Annotated in this window: 23 protein-coding genes, 1 other RNA gene and 1 pseudogene; 14 read left to right on the forward strand and 11 right to left on the reverse strand. The window is 32.1% G+C overall.

Annotation, left to right across the window (positions count from 1 at the left end):
• Positions 1-355 precede the first annotated feature (355 nt).
• The 3 genes from B4J88_RS07905 (at position 356) to B4J88_RS07915 (ending at position 3,329) form a co-directional block, all read left to right on the forward strand.
• A complete protein-coding gene (locus B4J88_RS07905) occupies positions 356-1,000 on the forward strand; it encodes a DUF47 domain-containing protein (protein ID WP_038335434.1) in 645 nt (214 codons plus the stop codon).
• 22 nt (positions 1,001-1,022) lie between these two features.
• On the forward strand, positions 1,023-2,129 hold the full coding sequence (locus B4J88_RS07910) for an inorganic phosphate transporter (protein ID WP_052217794.1): 1,107 nt from the start codon (positions 1,023-1,025) through the stop codon (positions 2,127-2,129).
• A 102-nt stretch (positions 2,130-2,231) separates the two neighbouring features.
• Complete coding sequence (locus B4J88_RS07915; protein ID WP_114999000.1) at positions 2,232-3,329, forward strand: inorganic phosphate transporter; 1,098 nt, start codon at positions 2,232-2,234, stop codon at positions 3,327-3,329.
• Positions 3,330-3,411: 82 nt separating this feature from the next.
• Here the strand turns inward: B4J88_RS07915 and B4J88_RS07920 are convergent, their stop codons facing one another.
• The 4 genes from B4J88_RS07920 to B4J88_RS07935 are packed head-to-tail and all read right to left on the reverse strand — an operon-like array spanning position 3,412 to position 7,394.
• Positions 3,412-5,127: a phospho-sugar mutase gene (locus tag B4J88_RS07920; protein ID WP_286495354.1), complete on the reverse strand. Its 1,716-nt coding sequence runs from the start codon at positions 5,125-5,127 to the stop codon at positions 3,412-3,414.
• Between the two features lie 9 nt (positions 5,128-5,136).
• Positions 5,137-5,841 (reverse strand): GIN domain-containing protein, encoded by a 705-nt coding sequence (locus B4J88_RS07925; RefSeq protein ID WP_125349699.1) that lies wholly within the window; start codon positions 5,839-5,841, stop codon positions 5,137-5,139.
• Positions 5,842-5,858: 17 nt separating this feature from the next.
• Positions 5,859-6,821: a glycosyltransferase family 2 protein gene (locus B4J88_RS07930; protein WP_114998995.1), complete on the reverse strand. Its 963-nt coding sequence runs from the start codon at positions 6,819-6,821 to the stop codon at positions 5,859-5,861.
• Positions 6,822-6,824: 3 nt separating this feature from the next.
• Positions 6,825-7,394: a DUF4199 family protein gene (locus tag B4J88_RS07935; protein ID WP_114998993.1), complete on the reverse strand. Its 570-nt coding sequence runs from the start codon at positions 7,392-7,394 to the stop codon at positions 6,825-6,827.
• A gap of 229 nt (positions 7,395-7,623) precedes the next feature.
• Here B4J88_RS07935 and ffs point away from each other — a divergent pair.
• From ffs to B4J88_RS07955, 4 genes are all read left to right on the forward strand, one after another.
• An RNA gene (gene ffs, locus B4J88_RS07940) (signal recognition particle sRNA small type) lies at positions 7,624-7,722 on the forward strand.
• A gap of 81 nt (positions 7,723-7,803) precedes the next feature.
• A complete protein-coding gene (locus B4J88_RS07945) occupies positions 7,804-9,456 on the forward strand; it encodes a CTP synthase (protein WP_291067165.1) in 1,653 nt (550 codons plus the stop codon).
• Positions 9,434-11,278: a membrane protein insertase YidC gene (yidC, locus tag B4J88_RS07950; protein ID WP_291067166.1), complete on the forward strand. Its 1,845-nt coding sequence runs from the start codon at positions 9,434-9,436 to the stop codon at positions 11,276-11,278. The genes B4J88_RS07945 and yidC overlap by 23 nt, the downstream gene beginning before the upstream one ends.
• A 214-nt stretch (positions 11,279-11,492) precedes the next feature.
• Complete coding sequence (locus B4J88_RS07955) at positions 11,493-12,059, forward strand: acetate uptake transporter (RefSeq protein WP_291067168.1); 567 nt, start codon at positions 11,493-11,495, stop codon at positions 12,057-12,059.
• A 65-nt stretch (positions 12,060-12,124) separates the two neighbouring features.
• On the opposite strand, the gene B4J88_RS07960 is transcribed toward B4J88_RS07955, so the two are convergent.
• Entirely contained in the window at positions 12,125-12,439 is a 315-nt protein-coding gene (locus B4J88_RS07960) for a GlsB/YeaQ/YmgE family stress response membrane protein (protein ID WP_084106905.1), read from the reverse strand.
• Positions 12,440-12,558: 119 nt separating this feature from the next.
• Here B4J88_RS07960 and glmM point away from each other — a divergent pair, with 119 nt between their 5' ends.
• From glmM to B4J88_RS07980, 4 genes are all read left to right on the forward strand, one after another.
• The gene (gene glmM / locus B4J88_RS07965; RefSeq protein WP_221853943.1) at positions 12,559-13,941 is read left to right on the forward strand and encodes a phosphoglucosamine mutase; all 1,383 of its coding nucleotides are present in this window, start codon (positions 12,559-12,561) and stop codon (positions 13,939-13,941) included.
• Positions 13,942-14,033: 92 nt separating this feature from the next.
• Positions 14,034-15,413: a tetratricopeptide repeat protein gene (locus B4J88_RS07970; protein ID WP_291060047.1), complete on the forward strand. Its 1,380-nt coding sequence runs from the start codon at positions 14,034-14,036 to the stop codon at positions 15,411-15,413.
• Between the two features lie 104 nt (positions 15,414-15,517).
• Positions 15,518-16,111, forward strand: a complete 594-nt coding sequence (locus B4J88_RS07975) for an ACP phosphodiesterase (protein WP_038335367.1) — start codon at positions 15,518-15,520, stop codon at positions 16,109-16,111.
• Positions 16,112-16,174: 63 nt separating this feature from the next.
• Complete coding sequence (locus B4J88_RS07980; protein ID WP_291060046.1) at positions 16,175-17,803, forward strand: acyl-CoA carboxylase subunit beta; 1,629 nt, start codon at positions 16,175-16,177, stop codon at positions 17,801-17,803.
• Between the two features lie 53 nt (positions 17,804-17,856).
• On the opposite strand, the gene B4J88_RS07985 is transcribed toward B4J88_RS07980, so the two are convergent.
• The 3 genes and pseudogenes from B4J88_RS07985 to B4J88_RS07995 all read right to left on the reverse strand — a co-directional run.
• Entirely contained in the window at positions 17,857-18,432 is a 576-nt protein-coding gene (locus B4J88_RS07985; RefSeq protein WP_291067171.1) for a sugar transferase, read from the reverse strand.
• A gap of 5 nt (positions 18,433-18,437) precedes the next feature.
• Positions 18,438-19,205, reverse strand: coding sequence for a CpsD/CapB family tyrosine-protein kinase (locus B4J88_RS07990; protein WP_312027033.1), 768 nt, complete (start codon positions 19,203-19,205; stop codon positions 18,438-18,440).
• A 16-nt stretch (positions 19,206-19,221) separates the two neighbouring features.
• Positions 19,222-19,389 (reverse strand): annotated as a pseudogene (locus B4J88_RS07995) (glycosyltransferase); the annotation flags it as partial.
• Between the two features lie 105 nt (positions 19,390-19,494).
• Between B4J88_RS07995 and B4J88_RS08000 the strand changes: the two are divergent.
• Positions 19,495-20,010 (forward strand): hypothetical protein, encoded by a 516-nt coding sequence (locus B4J88_RS08000; protein ID WP_291067173.1) that lies wholly within the window; start codon positions 19,495-19,497, stop codon positions 20,008-20,010.
• A 43-nt stretch (positions 20,011-20,053) separates the two neighbouring features.
• Here B4J88_RS08000 and B4J88_RS08005 read toward each other — a convergent pair whose 3' ends face one another.
• From B4J88_RS08005 to B4J88_RS08015, 3 genes are all read right to left on the reverse strand, one after another.
• Entirely contained in the window at positions 20,054-20,704 is a 651-nt protein-coding gene (locus B4J88_RS08005; RefSeq protein WP_291067175.1) for an alpha/beta hydrolase, read from the reverse strand.
• 61 nt (positions 20,705-20,765) lie between these two features.
• Complete coding sequence (locus B4J88_RS08010; RefSeq protein WP_221853949.1) at positions 20,766-21,530, reverse strand: TIGR02757 family protein; 765 nt, start codon at positions 21,528-21,530, stop codon at positions 20,766-20,768.
• Entirely contained in the window at positions 21,531-22,205 is a 675-nt protein-coding gene (locus tag B4J88_RS08015) for an ABC transporter ATP-binding protein (RefSeq protein ID WP_291067177.1), read from the reverse strand.
• Positions 22,206-22,608: 403 nt separating this feature from the next.
• Between B4J88_RS08015 and sucC the strand changes: the two genes are divergently transcribed.
• Entirely contained in the window at positions 22,609-23,802 is a 1,194-nt protein-coding gene (gene sucC, locus B4J88_RS08020; protein ID WP_180905863.1) for an ADP-forming succinate--CoA ligase subunit beta, read from the forward strand.
• Between the two features lie 204 nt (positions 23,803-24,006).
• A partial coding sequence (locus B4J88_RS08025; protein ID WP_291067180.1) for a hypothetical protein occupies positions 24,007-24,685 on the forward strand: 679 nt, incomplete at its 3' end.

The following is a 24,685-nucleotide window of genomic DNA, read 5'->3' on the forward strand; positions in this document are numbered from 1 at the left end:
AAAAGGAGAGATTGAGTAGAAAGACGCATGTAGTGTGAAGTCAGAGTTAGGGCAACTAATACCAAGTGAGATAAACGGGGCGGTAGTATCTGAAATAAAAAATGCTGACTGTGAAGATAGAAACGAGGTAAGAGTTCTAAAAGGGGAGCGTAAGTTGAGTTAAAGGTGTGGAGTGAAGTGTGTGTGTAGTAAATACAAGTTACTGCTTTTTAGTAGCTTGTACAACGATTAGATACAAGATAAGACAAATGAAATAAGGGTTATGAATATATTTTAATAAAAACGTTCGTATAATATTTATTTAATGTTAATTTTACATTAGAAAAATTAATTTTGCACTTCAAAACATTATTGAATGTCGGTAAACTCATTTTTTAAATTATTTACTCCGAAGGATAAAGTATTCTATCCTTTGTTCGAGGAAGCTTCAAAAAGTTTAATCAAATTAGCTGAATTGTTACATGAATGTGTAAACGCTCCAGTTGAAGAACGCGAAGATTACATCGCGCAAATTTCTAAGATAGAAAGCAAAATTGAATATCTTACTCAAAAAACAAATTTAGAGTTAAGCAAAAACTTTATCACACCTTTTGACAGAGAAGATATTTATCAATTAGTAAAATCTATCGATTATGTTGCAGATAATTTAAATGGAGCAGCGAATCGTATCAATATTTATCAAGTAGATAAAATTACAAAATCTATCCGCAAAATTACAGCTGTTAACTTAGAGGCTTGTCAATTAATCGGAGAGGGAATTGAGCAATTGAAAGATTTGAGAAACGTAAATCGTATTTACGAAATATGTGAACGAATCAATAAATTAGAAAATAAATCGGATCGTATTTTTGATAAAGCAGTTCAGGAAATTTTCGAAAACGAAACTGATGTTAAAAATATCATCAAGTATAAGGAGGTTTTATCTTCATTAGAATCTGCAACAGACAAGTGTAAAAGTGTTGCTAACGTATTGGAAGCTGTAGCGGTAAAACATTCATAACCAAAACTTAATCTAAAAGATTATGACAGATTTTTTTTCAGCGTTTTCGAGCATGTTATCGTCTACGCCAGGAATGTTATTGATTACTATTATCGTCTTAGCTTTTGTTTTTGATTATATTAATGGTTTTCACGACGCCGCAAACTCAATTGCTACAATTGTTGCAACTAAGGTTTTAACGCCTTTTCAAGCTGTACTTTGGGCTGCCGCATTCAACTTTGCTGCTTACTTTATTTCAGTTTATTGGATTGGAGAATTTAAGATTGGTAACACTATTGCAAAGTCGGTTAACGAGCATTTTATTACACTAGAAGTTATTTTAGCTGGAATTATCGCTGCAATTTCTTGGAACTTATTAACATGGAAGTTTGGTATTCCTTCTTCTTCTTCTCATACATTAATTGGTGGTTTCATTGGAGCTGCATTAGCTCACGCCGGTGGTTTTTCTGCTGGTGGAGAAGATGTAATTGTTTACAAAAAAGTAATTCCAATTATTTGCTTTATCGTATTAGCACCATTAATTGGTATGATTATCGCCTCGATATTAACCATCATCACGCTTCACATTTGCAAAAGAGCCAAACCTGCAAAAGCAGAATGGTGGTTCAAGAAATTGCAATTAGTTTCTTCTGCTCTTTTCTCTTTAGGACACGGTATGAATGATGCGCAAAAAGTAATGGGAATTATTGGTGCTGCGGTTATTTTTTACCATATGAATGTAGATTTTGATCCTGAATATTTAAAAGCTGAAGATAAATTTCAATATTTTGTAGAACATTGGGGATGGGTTCCCATTACATCTTTCATCGTTATCGCATTAGGTACAATGGGTGGTGGATGGAAAATCATCAAAACAATGGGTTCTAAAATCACAAAAGTAACGCCATTAGAAGGTGTAGTTGCTGAAACATCTGGAGCAATGACGCTTTATATTTCTGAACATTTCGGGATTCCAGTTTCTACAACACATACAATTACTGGTTCTATTATTGGTGTAGGTTTAACGAAACGTGTTTCTGCAGTTCGTTGGGGAGTAACAATTAGTTTACTTTGGGCGTGGATACTTACTATTCCTGTCTCAGCATTATTAGCTGCATTAATCTATTATGTTGTAACGTTATTTATTTAAAATATCATTTCTAAAGGAGCTTAAATTAAGCTCCTTTTTTATTTTTGAAATAATTTTCGAAATTGATAAATGATAAGTTTAAGAAAGTTTTAAATTTGCGCCATGCAATTAACTGTATTATTTATCATTATCGGTTTAGCCATTTTATTTGATTTCTTAAATGGTTTTCACGATGCCGCAAACTCTATTGCAACCGTTGTTACTACAAAGGTTTTAACTCCAATTCAGGCTGTTATTTGGGCTGCATTTTTCAATTTTGTTGCTTTTTTCATTGCCAAATTTATCATTGGAGAATTCGGAGTTGCAGACACAATCGCTAAAATTATCAAAGAAGATGTTGTTGTCGCATTTGGCTCTAATCCATCTGTAGTTGTTATGGCAGCACTTTCTGCCGCTATTACTTGGAATATTTTAACTTGGAAATTAGGAATCCCTTCTTCCTCATCTCACACATTGATTGGAGGATTAGCTGGAGGTGCATTAGCTGCGACAGGTTATGATTTTTCTGCGATTAATAGTACAATTATCTTAACGATTATCGCTTTCATTTTGGTCGCGCCAATTATTGGTTTAGTCGCTGGTAATGTTATTTACATCATCACGCTGAATCTTTGTCGAAATGCAAAACCGCATAAAGCAGATGCTTGGTTCAAGAAATTGCAATTGGTTTCATCTGCCATGTTGAGTATTGGTCATGGTTTGAATGATTCTCAAAAAGTAATGGGAGTAATCACATTTGCTTTACTTGCCAATCAAACTGCGATTGTTAATACTGATATGAATGATTGGATTTTGAATGATGTTTTCAATTGGAAACATTGGTTCATCACAACAAGTAGTACTGATATTCATGATTGGGTTCCGATTATGTGTTTCTCGGCAATTGCTTTAGGAACTTTAGGTGGCGGAATGAAAATCTTAAAAACGATGGGAAATAAAATTACAAAAATTACTCCTATCGAAGGTTTCACAGCGCAAACAGCTTCAGCTATTACATTATTTTTTACTGAACATATCAAAATGCCAGTTTCTACAACTCACGTGATTACGGGTTCTATTATTGGTGTTGGAATGGTAAAAAGAGTTTCTGCTGTTCGTTGGGGAGTTACAATTAGTTTATTATGGGCTTGGATTTTGACAATTCCAGTTTCTGCACTTATTGCAACAGGATTTTATTATCTATTTTCAATGTTTTTCTAACATTAAAATTTAATCATATAAAAAAATGGCTGTCAAAATTGACGGCCATTTTCTATTTATTTTAATATTTATTCTTGAATGATTATTTGCTAAAATCTTCTTTCAATAAATCGATTTTCGCTAACAACGTTTGTTGAACAGCTGGATAATCTTCTTTGTTAGAAAGTGAAGCATTTACAGAGAAATAATATTTAATCTTTGGTTCTGTTCCAGAAGGACGACAAGCTACTTTACTTCCATCCTCTGTATAGAAAATCAATACATTTGACTTTGGTATCTCAATCGCTTTTTCTTCACCAGAAATTAAATCTTTGTCGATAGAAGATTGAAAATCTTTTACACGAACAACTTTAGATCCTGCTAATTCTTTTGGAGGATTTGATCTAAATTCAACCATCATTTTAGCAATTAACTCTGCACCTTCTTTTCCAGGTTTTACAATACTAATTAAATCTTCTTGATATGCTTTTCCGATTTCAAGATAGATTTCCATTAATTTATTGTACAGAGAACTTCCTTTTGCTTTTTGTACAGCAGCAATTTCAGAAACCAATAAAGCTGTTGTAACAGAATCTTTATCACGGATAAAGTCTCCAACCATAAATCCGAATGATTCTTCTCCTCCTCCAACAAAACTTTCTTTGCCTTCGAATTTGCGAATCATATCAGCAATCCATTTGAAACCTGTTAATCCTACTTTACAATCAACATTGAATTTCGCAGCAATATCATAGAAAATATCAGACGTTACGATTGTCGATCCGATAAATTCATTTCCAACTAATTTCCCCGATTTTTGCCATTTTTCTAATAAATAATAAGCCAAAACAGTATTCATTTGGTTACCATTTAATAAAACAATTTCACCTTCATTGTTACGCGTTGCAACACCTACACGATCCGCATCAGGATCTGTTCCAATCACAACATCAGCACCAATTTCATTCGCTAAAGTAACTGCCATAGTCAAAGCCTCTGGTTCTTCTGGATTTGGCGATTTTACTGTTGGGAAATCTCCACTTGGAATTGCTTGTTCAGCAACTTGATGAACTTGAGTAAAACCAGCTTTATCAAAAGCTTTTGGCGTAATTGCAACGGCAGTTCCGTGAATAGAAGTAAAAACAATTTTTATATCTTCCTTACCATCTTGTGTAAAACTTCCGTTCGCTACACATGCATCAATAAAAGCTTCATCAATTTCTTTACCTATATACGTTAACAATGCATCGTTACCTTGAAATTTGATTTCTTCTACTTTTACATTATTTACTTCATTAATAATTTCTCCATCTTGTGGCGGAACAATTTGCGCTCCATCATTCCAATAAACTTTGTAACCATTGTAAATCGGAGGATTGTGGGAAGCTGTCAACACAATTCCAGCATCACAACCTAAATGACGAACTGTAAAAGACAATTCTGGCGTTGGGCGAAAAGATTCAAACAAATAAACGTTGATTCCATTCGCAGTCAAAACATCGGTAACCATTTTTGCAAACGTATCCGAATTGTGACGAACATCGTATGCAATCGCAACTTTTTTCTCTTTATTCGGAAATTGTTGATTAATATAATTTGCTAAACCTTGCGTTGCTGCACCAAGTGTATATTTGTTTAAACGATTTGTTCCAACACCCATTATACCACGCATTCCTCCTGTTCCAAACTCAAGGTTTTTATAAAAAGAATCGTCTAATTCGGTTGGATTATTATCAATTAAATCTTGAACAGCTTTTCTTGTTTCCGCATCATAAGCGTCAGAAAGCCATAATTTAGCATTATCTAAACTTGAAGTCATTCTTATCTTTTATTTTTTTAATACTTGGGCGCGGTCGGCAATTTTTGTATCCTTATTAGGATCGCCCATAAAATTTACAATTGAGTTTCCTTTTGCAGAACCATATAAGGTTTGGCGTGCATTGATGTCTAATAAAGCGTTATCATCTGTTGTGAAATTAGCTTCATTGACCTCGTATTTGAATAAATTCAATTGTGCTTCGCCATAAGCTTTCACTTTCATAGTTCCAGCAGTTCCTTCTAACATAATATTAGATTGATCATCTGCTTTCAAATCAAAGTTGTTTGTAATCAAAAAAGTTTGATTAATTCTCGCTTGATCTTTCGCAGAGATAGTCAATTCATCAACATTCAATGTTCCAGAAGTAGTCAAAGAAGTTTGTTTATTTGCATCAATCTTTTCTAAATCTCGTGTCACATAAACGTACAAATCATAGGCACTATAATGGTCTACATTTGATTTTTCTTTGATTGTAACCGCATTATTTTTTGCTTCAACTTCTAAATTATCAATAATATTTTGATGCGATTCTACTTTAACTCCAGATTTATTTCCTGGAACTAAAATAACATTACAATTACACGAAACGCTCAAATCTTTGATATTATCAGCTGTATATTCTTTTTGAGCCGTTGCAGCACCTTCTCCATCAATTGATGATGAACACGAAGTTGCAACTAAACCTAAAAATCCTAATAAAAATATTTTCTTCATAGTAGTTGGTTATTTAATTAGTTTAAATTCAATTCTTTTTGAACTAAATACAATTGTTTTTCGCGATTATTGCGAACAATTAACTCGCCCAAAAATCCCGCCAAAAATAATTGCGTTCCTAAAATCATAAAAACTAACGAAATATAAAAATAAGGACTATCTGTGATTAATCTGGCTGGTGTATGGGAAATATAAACTTTATATAATTTCTCGATTCCTAAATAAAATGAAGCGAAAAACCCTAAAATAAACATCAATGTACCCAATAAACCGAAAATATGCATTGGTTTATTCCCAAACCTTGACGCAAAGAAAAGTGTAATCAAATCCAAGAAACCATTTACAAAACGATTTGCTCCAAATTTTGAAACACCATATTTACGCGCTTGATGTTTTACTTTTTTCTCAATAATTTTCGAATATCCCGCATTTTTCGCTAAAACAGGAATATAACGGTGCATATCACCATACAATTCGATATTTTGCGTTACTTCCCAACGATAAGCTTTCAAACCACAGTTAAAATCGTGCAATTTTACACCAGAGGTTTTACGTGCTACACCATTGAATAATTTCGAAGGAAGATTTTTTGTCAATTTATTATCTTGACGATTTTCTTTCCAACCCGAAACAATATCTGCTTTTTGGTTTTTCAGCATTTTGTATAACGACGGTATTTCCTCAGGAAAATCTTGTAAATCTGCATCCATAGTAATCACAACATCACCTTTCACTTCTTTAAAAGCCGCGCTAAGTGCTGGAGACTTACCATAATTTTTACGGAATTTAATTCCTTTCACTTCTGTATTGAAGTTGGCAATATACTCTATAATTTGCCACGAATCATCTGTACTCCCGTCATCAACGAAAATAACTTCGAATGTAAAATCATTCTGTTCACAGACTTTTTTGATTCTGTAGAATAATTCCTCTAAGGAATCTTGTTCGTTCAGTAAAGGAACAACAACTGAAATATCCATATGTTAAAAAACACGTTTTTTTAAGAATTGTGAAAACATCGCTGCAATTGCGATGTAGAAAGATAAGAAAATTGAGGATAATCCGAAGAAGTTTTTCACAGTAAATAAATTAAGTGTTTTATAATCATCCGAATTTCTAAATGTTTCGATATCTTTTGCGACTTTTGGATCAGACATATTAGACGTAAAAGTATCTAATAACCCTTGTTTCAAACTATCTTGTGCCCATTCTCCATAAGTATTGAAGAATACAAAAATAACAATCAAACTCATGATTCCTGCAAAGAAAATCGTGTAGAAACCAACTTTAAAACCTTCTTTGAAAGTCATTAATTCTTCTGAAGTTTGATGATTTTTTGCTTTATTTTTCGATAAATTGAAAATTATTAAAAAACAATATAATGCATACAAAGGTAATACAATAAAACAGCAAATCATGAAGCTGTAAGTGTAATAATCTTTTACAGAAACTGTTCCGTTTAAAGAAAAATAAAAGTAAAGCGCGAAAAACAATGCTAATGTAATTGCTGTAAGCACCAAAGAGTTTTTGAAAATTTTATTAAAACTAATCATTCTGCAAAGATAATTATATCTCGTAATTCTTTCTCTATTAAATTGTATGATTTAAAAAGGAATTTATCTTCATAAATTCTTTTCTTCAATTATTTTTTACAATATCAATTACTTTTTTAGTTCTAATTTTTATTTGTAAATCAATCTATTAATTCAATCAGACCTAAGCAACAAGAAAGTTTTTTCAATAAACACTTTTATTTTTACAAAACTTTCTTACCTTTGCATCAGGCAAGTCCTACACAACCAGCTCCTGTTGAATCCTCCAGGACGGGAACGTAGCAAAGGTATACGGTCGTAGCGGTGTGATGTAGATCGCTTGCCTATTTTTATTTTTCTAAATTTCACTCCCACTTTTTTTTACCCCATTATTTATTCGTAAATTTGCAACCATTGATTTAAAGATTCAATGGAAACAAACAAAGCACCAAAGTACATTTTCGTTACCGGAGGAGTAACATCGTCGTTAGGAAAAGGAATCGTAGCATCATCATTAGGAATGCTACTAGAAGCAAGAGGATATAGAGTAACAATTCAGAAATTGGATCCCTATATAAATGTAGACCCAGGAACACTTAATCCTTACGAGCATGGAGAATGTTACGTTACGGAAGACGGTGCAGAGACCGATTTAGATTTAGGACATTATGAGCGTTTCTTGAACCGAGCAACATCTCGTGCTAACTCAGTTACTACAGGTCGTATTTATCAAACAGTTATAGAAAAAGAACGTCGTGGAGATTATTTAGGAAAAACAGTTCAAGTTGTTCCTCATATCACAAACGAAATCAAACGTCGTATCAAATTATTAGGTAATACAGGTGATTATGATATCATCATTACTGAAATTGGAGGTACGGTTGGAGATATTGAGTCTTTACCTTATATCGAATCTATCCGTCAGTTAACTTGGGAATTAGGAGAACACAATTCTTCTGTTATTCACTTAACATTAGTCCCTTATTTAGCTGCTGCGGGTGAATTAAAAACAAAACCTACTCAACATTCTGTTCGTACATTAATGGAAAATGGTATTCATGCCAATGTTTTAGTTACACGTACAGAGCGTCATTTACCAAAGGATGTAAAAGCTAAATTGGCTTTATTCTGTAATGTTCGCAAAGAAAATGTGATTGAAAGTATGGATGCAGACACAATTTATGAGGTTCCATTCTTATTACATGAACAAAATTTTGATGAAGTTGTTTTAAAAGGCTTAGATTTGCCAACTGATCAAGAACCAGATTTTACAGTTTGGAACAAATTCTTATCAAATCATAAAAATCCTAAAAACGAAATCGAGATTGCTTTAGTTGGTAAATACGTTTCGTTACACGATTCTTATAAATCAATTACAGAAGCATTTACACATGCTGCTGCAACTTGCGAAACGAATGTAAAAGTTCGTTGGGTATATTCTGGCGATATTACAGAATACAATGTTGGAGAGCAATTGAAAGGAGTTTCGGGAATTTTGATCGCGCCAGGTTTTGGAGATCGTGGTATTTTAGGTAAAATAATTGCTGCAAATTATGCACGAAGAAATAATATTCCAACATTAGGAATTTGTTTGGGAATGCAAATTATGGCAATCGAATTTGCGCGTAATGTTTTAGGTTACGAGAAAGCAGATTCAGCAGAAATGGATTTAACAACGCCTTATCCTGTTATCAGTTTGATGGAAGATCAAAAAGATGTTTCGGACAAAGGAGGAACAATGCGTTTAGGAAATTGGAAATGTGAATTAACTCCTAATTCAAAAATTGAGAAAATTTACAACACAACCGAAATCTTAGAACGTCATCGTCATAGATACGAATTCAACAATGATTTTTATGATGAATTTGTTGAAAACAATTTTATTCCAGTTGGTAAAAATCCTGAAACAGAATTAGTAGAAATTTTAGAACATAATCAACACCCATATTATATAGGTGTACAATTCCATCCGGAATATAAAAGTACAGTTGCTTCGCCACATCCTTTATTTATAAGTTTTATCGAAGCTTCTTTATTGAATAAACAAAATGATTTATTAAATGCAACAAGAGAAAAAATTTGATTTTAACCAAACGATTGGTTTTATTTTAATTGCAATTCTTTTTGGCGTATTCTATTTTCTAAACAAACCTTCGGAAGCGGAGGTCGAAGCACAGAAAAAAGAATTAGTTCAAAAGCAAGAGCAAGCGAAAAAACAGGAACAATTAAATAAAACAGCTACAACACAAGCTTTTCAAACTGTAGATCCTACATTAGCAAAAGATGTTGAAGTTAGTAATGATAAATTAAAAGTTACTTTTTCGCCAAAAGGAGCTCAAATTTCTGACGTACAAATCGTTGGATATACAGCTTACAATGACAAAAAAGATGGACATAAAGATCCTTTACATTTGATAAAAGATGGATCAAGTAAGTTCAATTTATCATTCAAAACAAAACAAGGAGCTGTTCTTAATGTTTCGGATTTAGTATTTGTGCCTCAAGTACAGAAAAATGCGAACAATACAATTGTGACGTTTACAGCGAATGCTCAAAATAGTCAAATTCAATACATCTATACATTAGGAGATTCTTATGGTATCGATTTCGAAGTTAAAACGCAAGGTTTATCTAACATCACTTCTGAGAAAAATGTAGATTTAGCGTGGACAATGGACGGTTTCAGTACTGAGAAAGGGAAAGATCAAGAGAAATATTGGTCACATACTTATTTTCAGTTCAAAGGAAACAAAGACATCGAATACGAATTATTTGGTTCTGACGAATGGGAAGAAGAGGAAGCTATTTCTTGGGTAGCCAACAAACAACAATTCTTCGCAACAGTTTTATCAAATGATGAAGGGTTTAAAACAACAAAAGGTGGTTCTAAAAACTCTGATAAAGAGGATTTAACTTATAGTAAACACTATCACTTAAACTCTAAATTAGAGTTGAAAAATAGTGAAATCAATTCTAAATTCACATGGGATTTTATTCCATTGGATTATAAAATGTTGAAAGATTACAACGACAAAGGATTCCAAAACTTAATTGACTTTGGTTGGGGATTATTTGGTTGGTTGAATAAATATTTCTTCTTGAATGTTTTCAAATGGTTAGCTTCTGTAGGAATCACTTACGGATGGGTAATCTTCTTGATGACAATCGTTGTAAAATTGATTTTATCTCCAATTATGTACAAACAATACCGTCAATCTGCATTGATGAAGGTTGTTCGTCCAGAGTTGAATGAAATTAACGAAAAATACAAGGATCCGAAAGATGCGATGAAGAAGCAACAAGAAACAATGGCAATTTATCGTAATGCAGGAATCAATCCATTAGCAGGATGTTTACCAGCATTATTACAAATTCCTATTTTCTATGCGTTATTCCGTTTCTTCCCGAACTTAATCGACTTGAGAGGTGTTCCTTTCTGGTTCGTAGACGATTTAACAGCATTCGATGATTTAATCAAATTACCAGAATGGGTTCCATTCCTTAATGGTCACTTAAGTGTATTCGCTTTATTATACATTGTTGCAATGATGATTTATTTTAAAGTTTCTGGATCTATGGATAACTTCCAAATGCCACAACAAGAAGGAATGCCAAACATGCAATTCATGAAATACATGATGTATGTAATGCCAATTTTCTTCTTTGTATTCCTTAACAATTATGCTTCTGGTCTATCTTGGTATTATTTAGTATCCAATGCGATTAATATTTTCATAGTGTTATATATTAAGAAATATATGATTCACGAAGCGAAGATTCATCAAATCATCGAAACAAATAAAACAAAACCTAAAAAGACAGGTAAGTTTGCTTCGAAAATGCAAGAAATGATGAAACAAGCTCAAGAAATGCAAGAGCAACAACAAAAGAACAAAAAGAAATAATCAAACTATATTTCAAATTCAAAAATCCGTTAATGATAATTAACGGATTTTTTATTTATTCAAGACAATAAAAAAATTAAGTATTCAATTTATTACATACCAATATTTTATTCACTTAAAAATACTTTTATAGTGTACGTTATACACTTTTTATGAATAAATTCTTTTTTATTTATTATTTTCAGATTATTATTGTCTCAAAATAATAAATAACATGAATAATATTTACTCAATTAAAGATCAAACAGCAAATCCTGGACCTTTAGGATTATTTGGTTTTGCAATGACAACTGTTTTATTAAACATACACAATGCAGGTTTTTTCCCTGTTAATAGTATGATTATGGGAATGGGTGTTTTCTTTGGAGGTGGAGCTCAATTTGTGGCTGGCGTTATGGAATGGAAAAAAGGAAACAACTTTGGTAGTATTGCATTCATGTCTTATGGCGCTTTTTGGTTAACTCTTGTATTTACATGGTTAGCACCGATGTTTGGCGTAGAAAAACCAGACGGAAATGCGATGGGATGTTATTTAGGAATGTGGGGATTATTTACATTAATCAACTTTTTACAAACCTTAAAAGGCAATTTGGTCGGAAAACTATTATTCGGTTCATTAACCTTATTATTCTTTTTATTGGCAGCAGGTAACTTTACAGGGAGTCAAAGCATTTTACATTTTGCTGGTTGGACAGGAATCATCTGTGGATTTATTGCTTTTTACGAAGCTTCTGCAATTATGATTAATCAGAAATACGAAAGAAACATTCTTCCTTTATAAATAATATGAATAAAAAAAATCCTTTATCAGAGACTGATAAAGGATTTTTTTATAATTGTAATGAATTATTTATTAAACATTGGAGCTAATAATTTTTTCCAAATAAATAAGATTAATAATGATCCTAAAATTGAAAAAATCCAATCCAATGGACTGAAAAAACTTACTTCTCCATCATGAGAAATTCCTAAAATTGTACGCATATATGCACCTAAATATGCACCAATAATACCAATAAGTGCGGTTACCCAAAATCCTCCCGGATCTTTACCTGGCATTATTGCTTTTGCTATTGCAGCACAAATTAAACCGAACACTAAGTATACCAAGAAGCTCCAAACTCCTGTGATACCTAACATAATAAATGAAGTTGTCATCATAATTAATACTATTTTTTATGGTTTTAAAAATTGTTAAGTAAATCTTAACTAAAATCGTTCCAAAAAGGTAAGAAAAGTTTTTGTAATTTGTAAATTTGTAACACTATAAAATAAAATTTATGTCTCTAATCAAATCTATTTCAGGTTTTCGTGGAACAATCGGAGGAAAACCGGGAGATAATTTAACTCCAATAGACGCTGTTAAATTCGCAGCTGCTTACGGAACCTGGCTTAAGAATCAATCAAATCAATCAGAATATAAAGTAATTGTAGGGCGTGATGCTCGTATTTCTGGACAAATGGTTTCTCAATTAGTTTGTTCAACTTTACAAGGATTAGGAATTAATGTTGTCGATTTAGGTTTATCTACTACTCCAACTGTAGAAGTTATGGTGACGCATTTACATGCAGATGGAGGAATTATTTTAACTGCTTCTCACAATCCAAAAGAATGGAATGCGTTGAAATTATTGAATGCAAAAGGAGAATTTGTTTCTGCTGCAGACGGTGCACAAATTTTAGCTTTCGCAGATAAAGATGATTATACATTTGCAGAAGTTGATGATTTAGGTTCTTATGAAACTTTTGATGATGCAATTGATTTACATATCGAGAAAATTTTGGCTTTGCCATTAGTGAATACAAAAGCGATTCAAGAGAAAAATTTCAAAGTTGCGATTGACGCAGTAAATTCAACTGGAGGAATTGCAATTCCTAAGTTATTACAACGTTTAGGTGTAATTCATTACGATATGTATTGCGAGCCAAACGGACATTTTCCTCATAATCCAGAGCCTTTAAAAGAACATTTAGGTGATATCTGTAAAAAAGTAATCGACGAAGAAGCTGATTTCGGAATTGTGGTAGATCCAGATGTTGACCGTTTAGCAATTATCGACGAAAAAGGTGAAATGTTTGGAGAAGAATACTCATTAGTTGCAGTCGCAGATTATGTATTATCAAAAACGCCTTCAGCAACAGTTTCTAACTTATCATCTTCTCGTGCTTTACGCGATATTTCTGAAAAATATGGTCAAAAATATTCGCCATCAGCAGTTGGAGAAGTGAATGTTGTAGTTGAAATGAAAAAAGTTGACGCTAAAATTGGTGGAGAAGGAAACGGTGGTATTATTTATCCAGAATTGCACTACGGACGCGATTCTTTAGTAGGAATTGCTTTATTCTTGACATATTTGGCTGAACAAAATAAATCAGTTTCTGAAATTAGAGCTTCTTATCCTGCTTATTTTATGGCGAAAAAGAAAATAGAATTAACACCAGAAATCAATGTTGACGAATTGTTAGTGAAAATTCAAGAAGTTTACAAAAACGAAGAAATCAATACGGTTGATGGAGTTAAAATTGATTTCCCTACAGAATGGGTTCATTTAAGAAAATCAAACACAGAGCCAATTATTCGTATTTATACTGAAAGTACCTCAGAAGAAAATGCAAATAAATTAGCTGATAAAATGATCGAAAGCATAAAAAATATCATCTAAAACAATCTATTTTAATTGTTTAACAAATGTGCAAAACTCTAACAATTCGTTATGATTTTTGCACATTTTATTTTGTAAATTAGTCTATCACTATGGACGAAGATTTTTTTAATAACGAGCTAATTGAAGGTTTTGAGCAAATGCTTGATAATCGTGAATATAAGTATTACGATTCGGAGGATTTGGTCGAAATTATTGAGTTCTATCTTGAAGTAAATGATAGCGAATATGCAAAACGTTCGTTGGATTTTGCAGAAAAAATGCATCCCGAGAATATAGATATCAAAATCAAGAGAATCGAATATTTTCTTACAACTGAGGATTTAAAAAAAGCTGCAAAACTCATCAAAGATTTAAAAGATTTAGCTGCAAACGAATTAGATTACCTTCTTGTACAAGCACGTTTTTGGGGATTGAAAAATATGCCTCGAAAAGCGATAAATTTTTATGAAGAAGCTTTGCAAATAGACGAAGAAGAAACTGATTTTATTTGCAATTGTATCGGAAATGAATATTTGAATTTAGATGAAGTTCATTCTGCGTTAATTGCTTTCAAAAAAGCATTGAAATTCAATCCAGAAAACGATTATACTTTCTACTCTATTATTCAATGCTACGAAGAAATTCATAATCCTGATGAATGCATCGAATTTTTAAAAGATTTTATTGACGATAATCCATATTCGGAAGTTTCTTGGTTGCAACTTGGTCTGTTGTACAATCACAAAAAAATGTATGACGAAGCTATAAATGCATTGGATTACGTGCTCGCGATTAATCCTAACTCTATTGTTGGTCATGCTAACAAAGCGCTTTCATTGGAAGAATTAGGAGAATATAATAAAGCAATAGAAACGCTAGAAGAAACATTAGAATTTGATGATTCGCCCGCTGTTACGCATATGAAAATTGGTGAATTGTACGAAAAGTTAGAGAAACCACAAAAAGCATTGAAAGCTTATCATATTGCGATAAAAGAAGATCCGCAATTGGATAAAGTTTGGGCAAAAACATCTTCGCTTTACAACAAATTAGGAAATATAGAGGAAGCCGAATATTACATTCAGCGTGCAATAGAATTGAATGGCGATAGTTACGAATATTATACAGATTCAACTTACTATTTTCTGAAACAAATGAAGTTTGAAGAAGCTATAAAAAACCTTTCGAAATTGGTTCAATTAAAGCCTTTAGTTTTCCATACTTGGTTTGCTTACGTCGAAACTTTAATTGCTGTTGGCGAATACGAGGAAGCGATTGCAGTCTTATTAACAGGCGCTTTAAAGAATTTTAATCGTGCCGAATTTTTCTATCAATTGAGTAATGTCTATTATATTACAGAGCAAGATCAATTAGGAAATGAAGCGTTGCAAAATGCATTAAGTTTGGATCGAAATTTAAAAGATTCTATGATCGAATATTATCCGATTTTAGAAGAAAAAATCAATCAAATTTCTGGAAATAACGAATAAAAATATAATTCTTAAGCCATCTTTTTTAGATGGCTTTTTTCTTCACAGTAAAATAACACAGGTTTATTCAAAAAAACTTAACTTTATGATACTAAACAAGCCTTATGAACTTTGTCGCACATCAATATTTATCTTTCGGAAATCAATCGCTTCAAATTGGAAATTTGCTTGGTGAAACTGTAAAGGGAAAACAATATTTAGATTTTCCAGAAGATATTCAGAAAGGCATTTTATTGCATCGTTCAATTGATACATTTACAGATTCTCACGAAACTGTCAAACAAAGTTCAAGTTATTTTCACGAAACACAACACAAATTTGCACCAATTATTATTGATGTGATTTATGATTATTTTTTGATTAAATATTGGAATAATTATTCTGAAACTCCTTTCGAAAAATTCAAATCAGATTGTTATCAATTATTTAAGGATGAATACAATTCGCTTCCAAAAAAACTACAAGAAATCATTTTTTATTTGTTGAAATATGATTGGTTCGAAAATTATTCGACCATAGAAGGCGTTCAAAAAACATTAAAAGGAATCGGAAGTCGAGCAAAATTTGAGAATAATTTACATCAAATCATTCCCGAATTTGAAAAAAATTATTCTAATCTCGAAACTGATTTTCTATCATTTTTTCCTCAAATCCAAACGCATTGCAAGAACTTTGTATTCATTGATTCTCAAGTCTAAATTTCATTTTAAGAATTCGATAAAATTCATTAGTTTAGGGCTGTAAACAAACAGAAAACCACAATGGATTTAACTTTTAATAAAAGAGAGGATCATAACAAATTATTACTTTCTAAACTACGCCAAAAACTGAAACAAGTTTACCTTGGCGGAGGTCAAAAAAGAATTGATGCGTTGCATAGCAAAGGAAAAATGTCTGCAAGGGAACGTATTGATTATCTTTTGGACGAAAAAAAACCGAACATAGAGATTGGTGCTTTAACAGGAGATGAAATGTACAAAGAACACGGCGGATGTCCTTCGGGAGGTGTTGTTGTGAAAATTGGTTACATTTCTGGTAAACAGTGTATTGTTGTTGCAAATGATGCGACAGTAAAAGCTGGTGCTTGGTTCCCAATTACAGGTAAAAAGAATTTGCGTGCTCAAGAAATTGCGATGGAAAATAAATTGCCAATTATTTATTTGGTGGACAGCGCAGGTGTTTATTTACCAATGCAAGATGAGATTTTTCCTGATAAAGAAATGTTTGGTCGAATTTTCCGCAATAATGCAATCATGTCATCAATGGGAATTACTCAAATTTCTGCTGTGATGGGAAGTTGTGTTGCTGGTGGAGCATATTTACCAATTATGAGCGACGAAGCAATGATTGTAGACAAAACAGGTTCTATTTTCTTGGCAGGAAGTTATTTGGTAAAAGCAGCAATTGGAGAAGATATTGACAACGAAACTTTAGGTGGAGCAACAACACATTGCGAAATCTCTGGCGTGACTGATTATAAAGCAAAAGATGATAAAGATGCGTTGGATAGAATAAAATCTATTGTTGGTAAAATTGGTGATTATGAAAAAGCTGGATTTAATCGAATTGAAGCAGCAAAGCCTGCTTTAGATGAGCAAGAAATCTATGGTATTTTACCTGAATCTCGTTCTGAGCAGTACGATATGTATGAGATTATTAACAGAATTGTTGATAACTCAGAATTGGACGAATATAAGCCTGATTATGGAAAATCAATTATTTGTACTTATGCTCGAATTGATGGTTGGGCGGTTGGAATTGTAGCTAATCAACGTAAAATCGTGAAGTCTAAAAAAGACGGAATGCAGTTCGGTGGTGTGATTTATTCAGATTCTGCGGATAAAGCGACTCGTTTTATTGCGAATTGTAACCAAAAGAAAATTCCGTTAGTTTTCTTACAAGATGTGACTGGTTTTATGGTTGGATCTAAATCTGAACATGGTGGTATTATCAAAGATGGTGCGAAAATGGTAAATGCAGTTTCGAATTCTGTTGTTCCAAAATTCACGATTATAGTTGGTAATTCTTATGGTGCAGGAAACTATGCTATGTGTGGAAAAGCTTATGATCCTAGATTAATTGCGGCTTGGCCTTCGGCTCAATTGGCAGTTATGGGAGGTGAGCAAGCGGCGAAAGTTTTGCTACAAATAAAAGAAGCGACTTTGAAAGCGCAAGGTGTAGAAGTTGATGAAGTGAAAAAGCAAGAACTTTTGAACGAAATTACAGCAAAATACAATGATGAAACAAGTCCTTATTATGCTGCGGCACGTTTGTGGACAGATGGAATTATTGATCCTTTGGATACGCGTAAATGGATTTCGATGGGAATTGAAGCTGCGAATCATGCTCCGATTGAAAAACAATTTAATTTAGGTGTTATCCAAGTTTAGAAAAACGAAAATATTTTTAAAAATAGAAGAGAATCCAATTTAGGATTCTCTTTTTATTTTTTGAATATTGTTTGAAACATGTAAATCAAATCTTGTCGAAAACTCCAATTCTTTACATATTCTACATTGATCTTAACTTTATCTGGCCAAAGAATTTCATCATTATATTTGATTGGATCATTTACATTGGATAAAATTTCTTCTTCTTTACAATATTTCAATTGAGCAGGACCAGTAATTCCAGGTTTAACTTTCAACATCAATCTATCCTCTCCAACCAATTTATCTGCATAACCAGCGACATCAGGACGAGGTCCAACAAAACTCATTTCCCCTATTAGAATATTGAATAATTGAGGTAATTCATCTAATTTATAATCTCGAAGAATCTTTCCAATTTTGGTAATTTGATGTTGATCGGTTGTTATTGTCGATTTAGAAACCCCTTTAATCGTTCTGATTTTATAAATATTGAAAAATCTTCCGTCTTTCCCAACTCTTTTTTGTGTAAAAACGCCAAATTGATTGGTATCTATAGAACTTATGATAATTAACAAAACAATTAACCCAACTAAAAATATTAGTAGGATTAATGCAAGTATATAATCAAATATGTTCTTTAAGATCATTTCAATTAAAAGAATTTACTTTTATTTCGAGAAGCTAAACATTTTATTTTTCCGAATGATGAATTATCAAAATTCTCATCTCCAGCAAAATATCCGTAGCCGTAACTATAACCGTAGCCGTAGCCGTAACCATATCCGTAACCGTAGCCAGTTTTAATTTGGAAATCGTTGAATATAATTCCGACATTCGAAACCTCACCTTCATCATATTTATTCGAAATTGCATGGATAAAGTTTTTCTCCGAATAGTTGTAACGTGTTACATACAATGTGCAATCTGCGTTAAGCATCAAATCGTACGAATCTGTTACTAATCCTATTGGCGGTGAATCTATAATTACGAATTCATATTTCTCTTTCAATTCAGCAAATAATTGATCCATTCGATTACTCAAAATCAATTCTGAAGGATTTGGAGGAATTGGACCTGCTGTAATAATATCTAAATTTGGTAAAATTGTACGTTGTGTAATTTGATTTAACTCTAAATCATCCGCAACATAGTCTGTTACACCTGTTTTATTATTAATGTTAAAATCATCAAAGATTTTTGGTTGACGTAAATCTAATCCAATCAGAACCGTTTTCTTATCCATAGAACCAAGTGAACTCGCAATATTCATCGCATTGAAAATTTTACCTTCACCTCCAATAAATGATGTCATTAAAATCGTTTTGTTATCATCTTCAAGTCCTGGATTCTTGTATAAATATTTCAGATTAGAACGAATTGATCTAAACGATTCAGAAATTCCTGATTTTGGATTGTTGATTACAACTAAAGGTTATAGGAATTTCTTTAATCAATTCGCCTTGATACAAGTTAAGCATCAAAGTAAAGTCGAATTTATCTTTTGGTAAGTTTCGCAACAAATCTAAAACTACTATTGGAACTCCACCCATTTCTAATGAACGAAGCCTAAAAAGTACTTTTATTTTTCTATGTTGATTTGACATTTGGTTAGTTTAATAAACAAAAATACAACATTGAGTTTGAATTGAATAATACAACAACTTAAAAACTCATAAAATAATTCTTAATTTTGCAGAAAAAGTAGTCGAATGTTCAAAATTGGAACAAAAGTTAAAGTGATAGATGATAATATTTCGGGAACAATTTCCAAATTGAAAGGTGATTTTGTTTACTTTAATGATGAGTTTGGTTTTGAATATAAGTATCGCCAAGATGAAATCATCAAAGATATTGAAATTGACTATGAAGAATATCGAGATGAGAAAATCAAAGAATTTTCGAAACCAAAGTTTAAGACTTTTCGCAAATCTCATCGACATCCTTATTTAACGAGAGAAATTGATTTGCATATCGAAAATTTAGTTGATAATTGGCGTGATTTGGATAATGCGCAAATTATACAAACACAATTAGATGTTGCACGAAATGAGGTGGAGCGCGCTATGTTCGAAAGTCAAATTCGATTGATTTTAATTCACGGTTATGGAAAAGGAATTCTGAAAAAAGAAATTACCGAATTGTTATATCGTTACACGAATATCGAATTCTATGACGCCTCGTTCAAGGAATATCACGGCGACGCCATAGAAGTTAAATTTATTTAAATATCTTATAATGATGAGAAGCTGAATTAAATTCAGCTTTATGTTAAAATCTTTTGATCCAATCCATCAAATCATAATAATTTTGAGGAACAATTCCGTGTCCACTTCTGTATTCGTGGTATTCAAAATTAATATTCAAGGATTTTAAAAACTCTTCACCCATTCGTCCTAATTCAATTGGCAGTACAACATCTTCTGTTCCGTGCGAAACAAAGAAATTTAAATTCGAAAAATCTTTCGATTGATCAAAATCTCCAATAATTTTAACTTCTGGATAACCACTTAAAATAGCCACGTTTTTAATCTTTTCTGGATTATTTAGCGAAATCGCATAACTCAAAATTGCACCTTGGCTAAAACCCATCAATGTTACATTTGCGTCATCTAAATTCTCTTGTTGAACAATTGCATCAATAAATTCGACCAATTTATTACGCGATTCTATTGCTTGCGTTTCATCCATCCATTTTTCATTGTTCACAAAATTAATATCATACCACGCATATCCGCCATACACAATATCATGCAACGCTCGTACACTTATAATATGCGCATTCTGCGGTAAATCTTGTGCAAATGAAAACAAATCTTCTTCGTTGCTTCCATAACCATGTATCAGCACAAAAAGAGGCGTTTTTTCAGTCGAAACAACAGGTAAACGTTCGATATATTTTATTCCATTCAATTCTTTCATACAAACTTATTTTTAGCGAATTTAATTCTAATTTTTCTAAATAAAATTATTTTCAGTTCAGTTAAAACCCTTCGAAAACACCCAAACCAAATAAAGCGAAATCATATTTCACAGGATCATTTGCATCCATTTCTCGCAATTTTGTATCAAGTTCTTTCAATGCTTTTGCATCATTTTGTTTTCGAGTCAGAATATTTAATTTTCGTGCAACATTTCCCGAATGTACATCCAAAGGACAGGAAAGAATAGAAGTTGGAATGGATTTCCAAATTCCTAAATCTACGCCTTGTTTGTCATCACGAATCATCCAACGCAAGTACATATTGATACGCTTTGCAGCCGAATTATTCAATGGATCTGAAATATGTTTAGTTGTTCGAGTTGGATGTTCTATTTCAAAAAAAGTTTGTTTGAAATTCGAGATTGATGCTTGCATCGAATCTGAAGTTTGATGTTTTGCAAAAACTTGTTCCAATCCGCCATGATTTTGATAAATGTTACGAAGCGATTGCATGAAAAATTTCAAATCTTCACTATTGAATGTTCTGTGAACAAAACCACCCAAATTCTTTAAATGATTCTCAGAGAAATTCATCACAAAATCGTAAGGCGAATTTCCCATCAACTGCATCATTTTATTCGCATTATTGATAATCATTTTACGATTTCCCCATGCAATTGTTGCCGCTAAAAACCCAGCAATTTCGATATCTTCTTTCGCAGAAAATCTATGCGGAATCTGTACTGGATCAGAATCGATAAAGTCTAATGTATTATATTGAAGAACTTTTTCGTCTAAAAAATCCTTTAATTCTTCTTGAATCATTTACATTTCTATTTGAAAAATTCCATCAGCCATCACCAATTTTCGATCAGTCATATTTGCTAATTCTTCATTATGCGTCACAATGACAAAAGTTTGCCCAAATTCGTTTCGAAGATTGAAAAATAATTCGTGTAATTCTTCAGCATTTTTAGAATCTAAATTACCAGAAGGTTCATCAGCAAAAACAACTTTTGGTTGATTGATTAGTGCACGAGCAACTGCTACACGTTGTTGTTCTCCTCCAGAAAGTTGATTCGGTTTATGCGTCAAACGTTGCGAAAGTCCTAAATAAGACATCAACTCTTTTGCACGTTTTTCGGCTTCTGCTTTTTTTGTTTTCTTGATAAAAGCTGGAATACAAATATTTTCTATTGCATTAAATTCTGGCAACAATTGATGAAACTGAAAAATGAATCCAATGTTTTCGTTACGAAATTTAGATAAATCGCGATCGTTTAACTTCGTGATATCTTGTCCCGCAATCTGAATAGAAGTATTATATTTCTTTGGCTCAGAACTTTTTTCTAATGTTCCTAAAATTTGAAGCAAAGTTGTTTTTCCTGCTCCAGAAGCACCAACGATAGAAACGATTTCTTCTTCTGCAATCGATAAAGAAACATTTTTTAGCACTTCTAATTCACCAAATTTCTTAACAATATTTTCTGCTTTTATCATGAGGTAAAGATATGAATTAAGTACTAAGTCTTAAATCATAAGTGATAAGTTTTTTTTGAATTAAAATTCGTCAGTTCGAGTGATTTTTAGAAATGAAATGATAAAAAATTGTATCGAGAATAGAATTTCACTAGAATTGACGGTTTTTTATTGATAAAATTATAAAATCAATCCTCCGTCGAAAATGCTTTAAACCCAAAACAAACAATTTTTAGTGTACTTTGTACGATTTAAAAATTATATAACAATTGTTTTGACTTTTTAAATCATTAATATTCGTATCTTGTAACCTCTAAATAAACAATATTAACCACTTTTTTAGCATAAGCTGATAAAATTAATATGGCAAAATTTAGAATACATCAACAATATTTTTATTTTTGTAATTGAAAAATCAAAAAAAATGAATCTTCACGAATATCAAGGAAAAGAAATTCTTAGTAAATATGGTGTAAAAGTACAACGTGGTATCGTTGCTACTACACCAGAAGAAGCTGTAGAAGCTGCTAAACAATTAACAGAACAAACTGGTACAGGTTGGCATGTCGTAAAAGCACAAGTACACGCAGGTGGTCGTGGAAAAGGTGGTGGAGTAAAGCTTGCTAAAAACTTGGACGAAGTAAAAGAGAAAGCAAACGAAATCATCGGAATGCAGTTAGTAACACCTCAAACTTCGGCTGAAGGTAAAAAAGTTCATCAAGTTTTAATTGCTGAGGATGTTTATTATCCAGGTGAATCTGAAACTGAAGAATACTATGTTTCTGTATTATTAGATCGTGCAACTGGTAAAAACATGATTATGTATTCTACTGAAGGTGGAATGGATATCGAGGAAGTTGCTGAGCACACGCCAGACAAAATCTTTACAGAAGAAATTGATCCAGCTGTAGGAATCCAAGGTTTCCAAGCGCGTAAAGTTGCTTTTAACTTAGGTTTATCAGGAAACGCTTTCAAAGATGGTGTTAAATTTATCACTGCTTTATATAATGCATACGTTGCGATTGACGCTTCTATGTTCGAGATTAACCCAGTTCTTAAAACATCTGACGATCAAATTATCGCTGTAGATGCTAAAGTATCTATCGATGATAACTCATTATTCCGTCATGCAGATATCGCTGCTTTACGTGATACAAGAGAAGAAGATCCAACAGAAGTTGAAGCTGGTGAAGCTGGATTAAACTTCGTAAAATTAGACGGAAACGTAGGATGTATGGTTAACGGAGCTGGTTTGGCAATGGCAACTATGGATATCATCAAATTATCTGGTGGTAATCCTGCAAACTTCTTAGACGTTGGTGGTACTGCTGATGCTGAGCGTGTAGAAAAAGGTTTCCGTATTATCTTAAAAGATAAAAACGTAAAAGCTATCTTAATCAACATTTTTGGTGGTATTGTACGTTGTGACCGTGTTGCTCAAGGTATTTTAGATGCTTACAACAATATGGGTGACGAAATTAATGTGCCAATTATTGTTCGTTTACAAGGAACAAATGCAGAAATCGCTAAGAAAATGATTGATGAATCAGGTTTCGCGGTTCACTCTGCTATCACATTAAAAGATGCTGCTGATAAAGTAGAAGAATTAGTAGGTTAAGATTTAACTTATTTACAATATATCAAACCTCTCAAAGAAATTCTTTGAGAGGTTTTTTTGTATAGTTTATTGTCATTCTGAACTTGTTTTCAGAATCTCACAAGATGCAAAGCTGAAATAAATTCTACTTGACATTTTGTAATTAAATGATTTTACTAAATAAAGCTGATAAATTAAAATATTGTAATTTTAGAAAAAATAAATATGGACAATAGGTCTATTATAAGTAAATATAAAGATTTACATAATGAAGTTTTAAGTGATTTTTCAATTAAATGGAATCCTGAAAAATCTAAAAATTTTAAATCAGATGTTATTAAATTCTTTTACTTTGAAAAAGAATTTGATTGGAATATATTATTAAATGCTCTATACGTAATTGATGACACAGAATACGCCAAGAAAAATTACTTAAAATTTAAATTATCTGGACCTACTAAAATACTAGATATAGGAGAACAATACCTGAGGCTTTACGGAATTTTAAATGCTGTTTATCAACAACAATTAGCAATAATTAACTTAATTGAGATTCATAAAATTCCACACAAATCCAAAATAGTTAATGATTTAAAAAAGTATAAAATAATTGAATTAAGAAATAAAATTGGTGCTCACTCTACGAATTACATAAGCAATGACTCTAAAGATTTTGATGTTTACGAAATTTCACGGGTTGATTTAGAAAATGATAAAATTCTATTAATAAAAAATCAAGATATTGATGAATCTTATGATCTTGAATCTCTATTATGTGAGTTTGATTATGAGATTCAAAGAATATATTCAATAATATTAAACAAATTTCTCAAGAAAAAGAATATAACTAAATATCTAACTATTTTGGATAATATAGATTTTGGACACTATCCCACGAAGTGTG

Origin of the sequence: Empedobacter sp. UBA5036, assembly GCF_002415215.1 — a bacterium.
In the GTDB taxonomy this organism is placed as follows: domain Bacteria; phylum Bacteroidota; class Bacteroidia; order Flavobacteriales; family Weeksellaceae; genus Empedobacter; species Empedobacter falsenii_B.

Excerpts from the sequence above, each read along its gene's own strand:
- B4J88_RS07905 (WP_038335434.1), top strand. The coding sequence starts at position 356 with ATGTCGGTAAACTCATTTTTTAAATTATTTACTCCGAAGGATAAAGTA.
- B4J88_RS07910 (WP_052217794.1), top strand. The coding sequence starts at position 1,023 with ATGACAGATTTTTTTTCAGCGTTTTCGAGCATGTTATCGTCTACGCCA.
- B4J88_RS07915 (WP_114999000.1), top strand. The coding sequence starts at position 2,232 with ATGCAATTAACTGTATTATTTATCATTATCGGTTTAGCCATTTTATTT.
- B4J88_RS07920 (WP_286495354.1), bottom strand. The coding sequence starts at position 5,127 with ATGACTTCAAGTTTAGATAATGCTAAATTATGGCTTTCTGACGCTTAT.
- B4J88_RS07925 (WP_125349699.1), bottom strand. The coding sequence starts at position 5,841 with ATGAAGAAAATATTTTTATTAGGATTTTTAGGTTTAGTTGCAACTTCG.
- B4J88_RS07930 (WP_114998995.1), bottom strand. The coding sequence starts at position 6,821 with ATGGATATTTCAGTTGTTGTTCCTTTACTGAACGAACAAGATTCCTTA.
- B4J88_RS07935 (WP_114998993.1), bottom strand. The coding sequence starts at position 7,394 with ATGATTAGTTTTAATAAAATTTTCAAAAACTCTTTGGTGCTTACAGCA.
- B4J88_RS07945 (WP_291067165.1), top strand. The coding sequence starts at position 7,804 with ATGGAAACAAACAAAGCACCAAAGTACATTTTCGTTACCGGAGGAGTA.
- yidC (WP_291067166.1), top strand. The coding sequence starts at position 9,434 with ATGCAACAAGAGAAAAAATTTGATTTTAACCAAACGATTGGTTTTATT.
- B4J88_RS07955 (WP_291067168.1), top strand. The coding sequence starts at position 11,493 with ATGAATAATATTTACTCAATTAAAGATCAAACAGCAAATCCTGGACCT.
- B4J88_RS07960 (WP_084106905.1), bottom strand. The coding sequence starts at position 12,439 with ATGATGACAACTTCATTTATTATGTTAGGTATCACAGGAGTTTGGAGC.
- glmM (WP_221853943.1), top strand. The coding sequence starts at position 12,559 with ATGTCTCTAATCAAATCTATTTCAGGTTTTCGTGGAACAATCGGAGGA.
- B4J88_RS07970 (WP_291060047.1), top strand. The coding sequence starts at position 14,034 with ATGGACGAAGATTTTTTTAATAACGAGCTAATTGAAGGTTTTGAGCAA.
- B4J88_RS07975 (WP_038335367.1), top strand. The coding sequence starts at position 15,518 with ATGAACTTTGTCGCACATCAATATTTATCTTTCGGAAATCAATCGCTT.
- B4J88_RS07980 (WP_291060046.1), top strand. The coding sequence starts at position 16,175 with ATGGATTTAACTTTTAATAAAAGAGAGGATCATAACAAATTATTACTT.
- B4J88_RS07985 (WP_291067171.1), bottom strand. The coding sequence starts at position 18,432 with ATGATCTTAAAGAACATATTTGATTATATACTTGCATTAATCCTACTA.
- B4J88_RS08000 (WP_291067173.1), top strand. The coding sequence starts at position 19,495 with ATGTTCAAAATTGGAACAAAAGTTAAAGTGATAGATGATAATATTTCG.
- B4J88_RS08005 (WP_291067175.1), bottom strand. The coding sequence starts at position 20,704 with ATGAAAGAATTGAATGGAATAAAATATATCGAACGTTTACCTGTTGTT.
- B4J88_RS08010 (WP_221853949.1), bottom strand. The coding sequence starts at position 21,530 with ATGATTCAAGAAGAATTAAAGGATTTTTTAGACGAAAAAGTTCTTCAA.
- B4J88_RS08015 (WP_291067177.1), bottom strand. The coding sequence starts at position 22,205 with ATGATAAAAGCAGAAAATATTGTTAAGAAATTTGGTGAATTAGAAGTG.
- sucC (WP_180905863.1), top strand. The coding sequence starts at position 22,609 with ATGAATCTTCACGAATATCAAGGAAAAGAAATTCTTAGTAAATATGGT.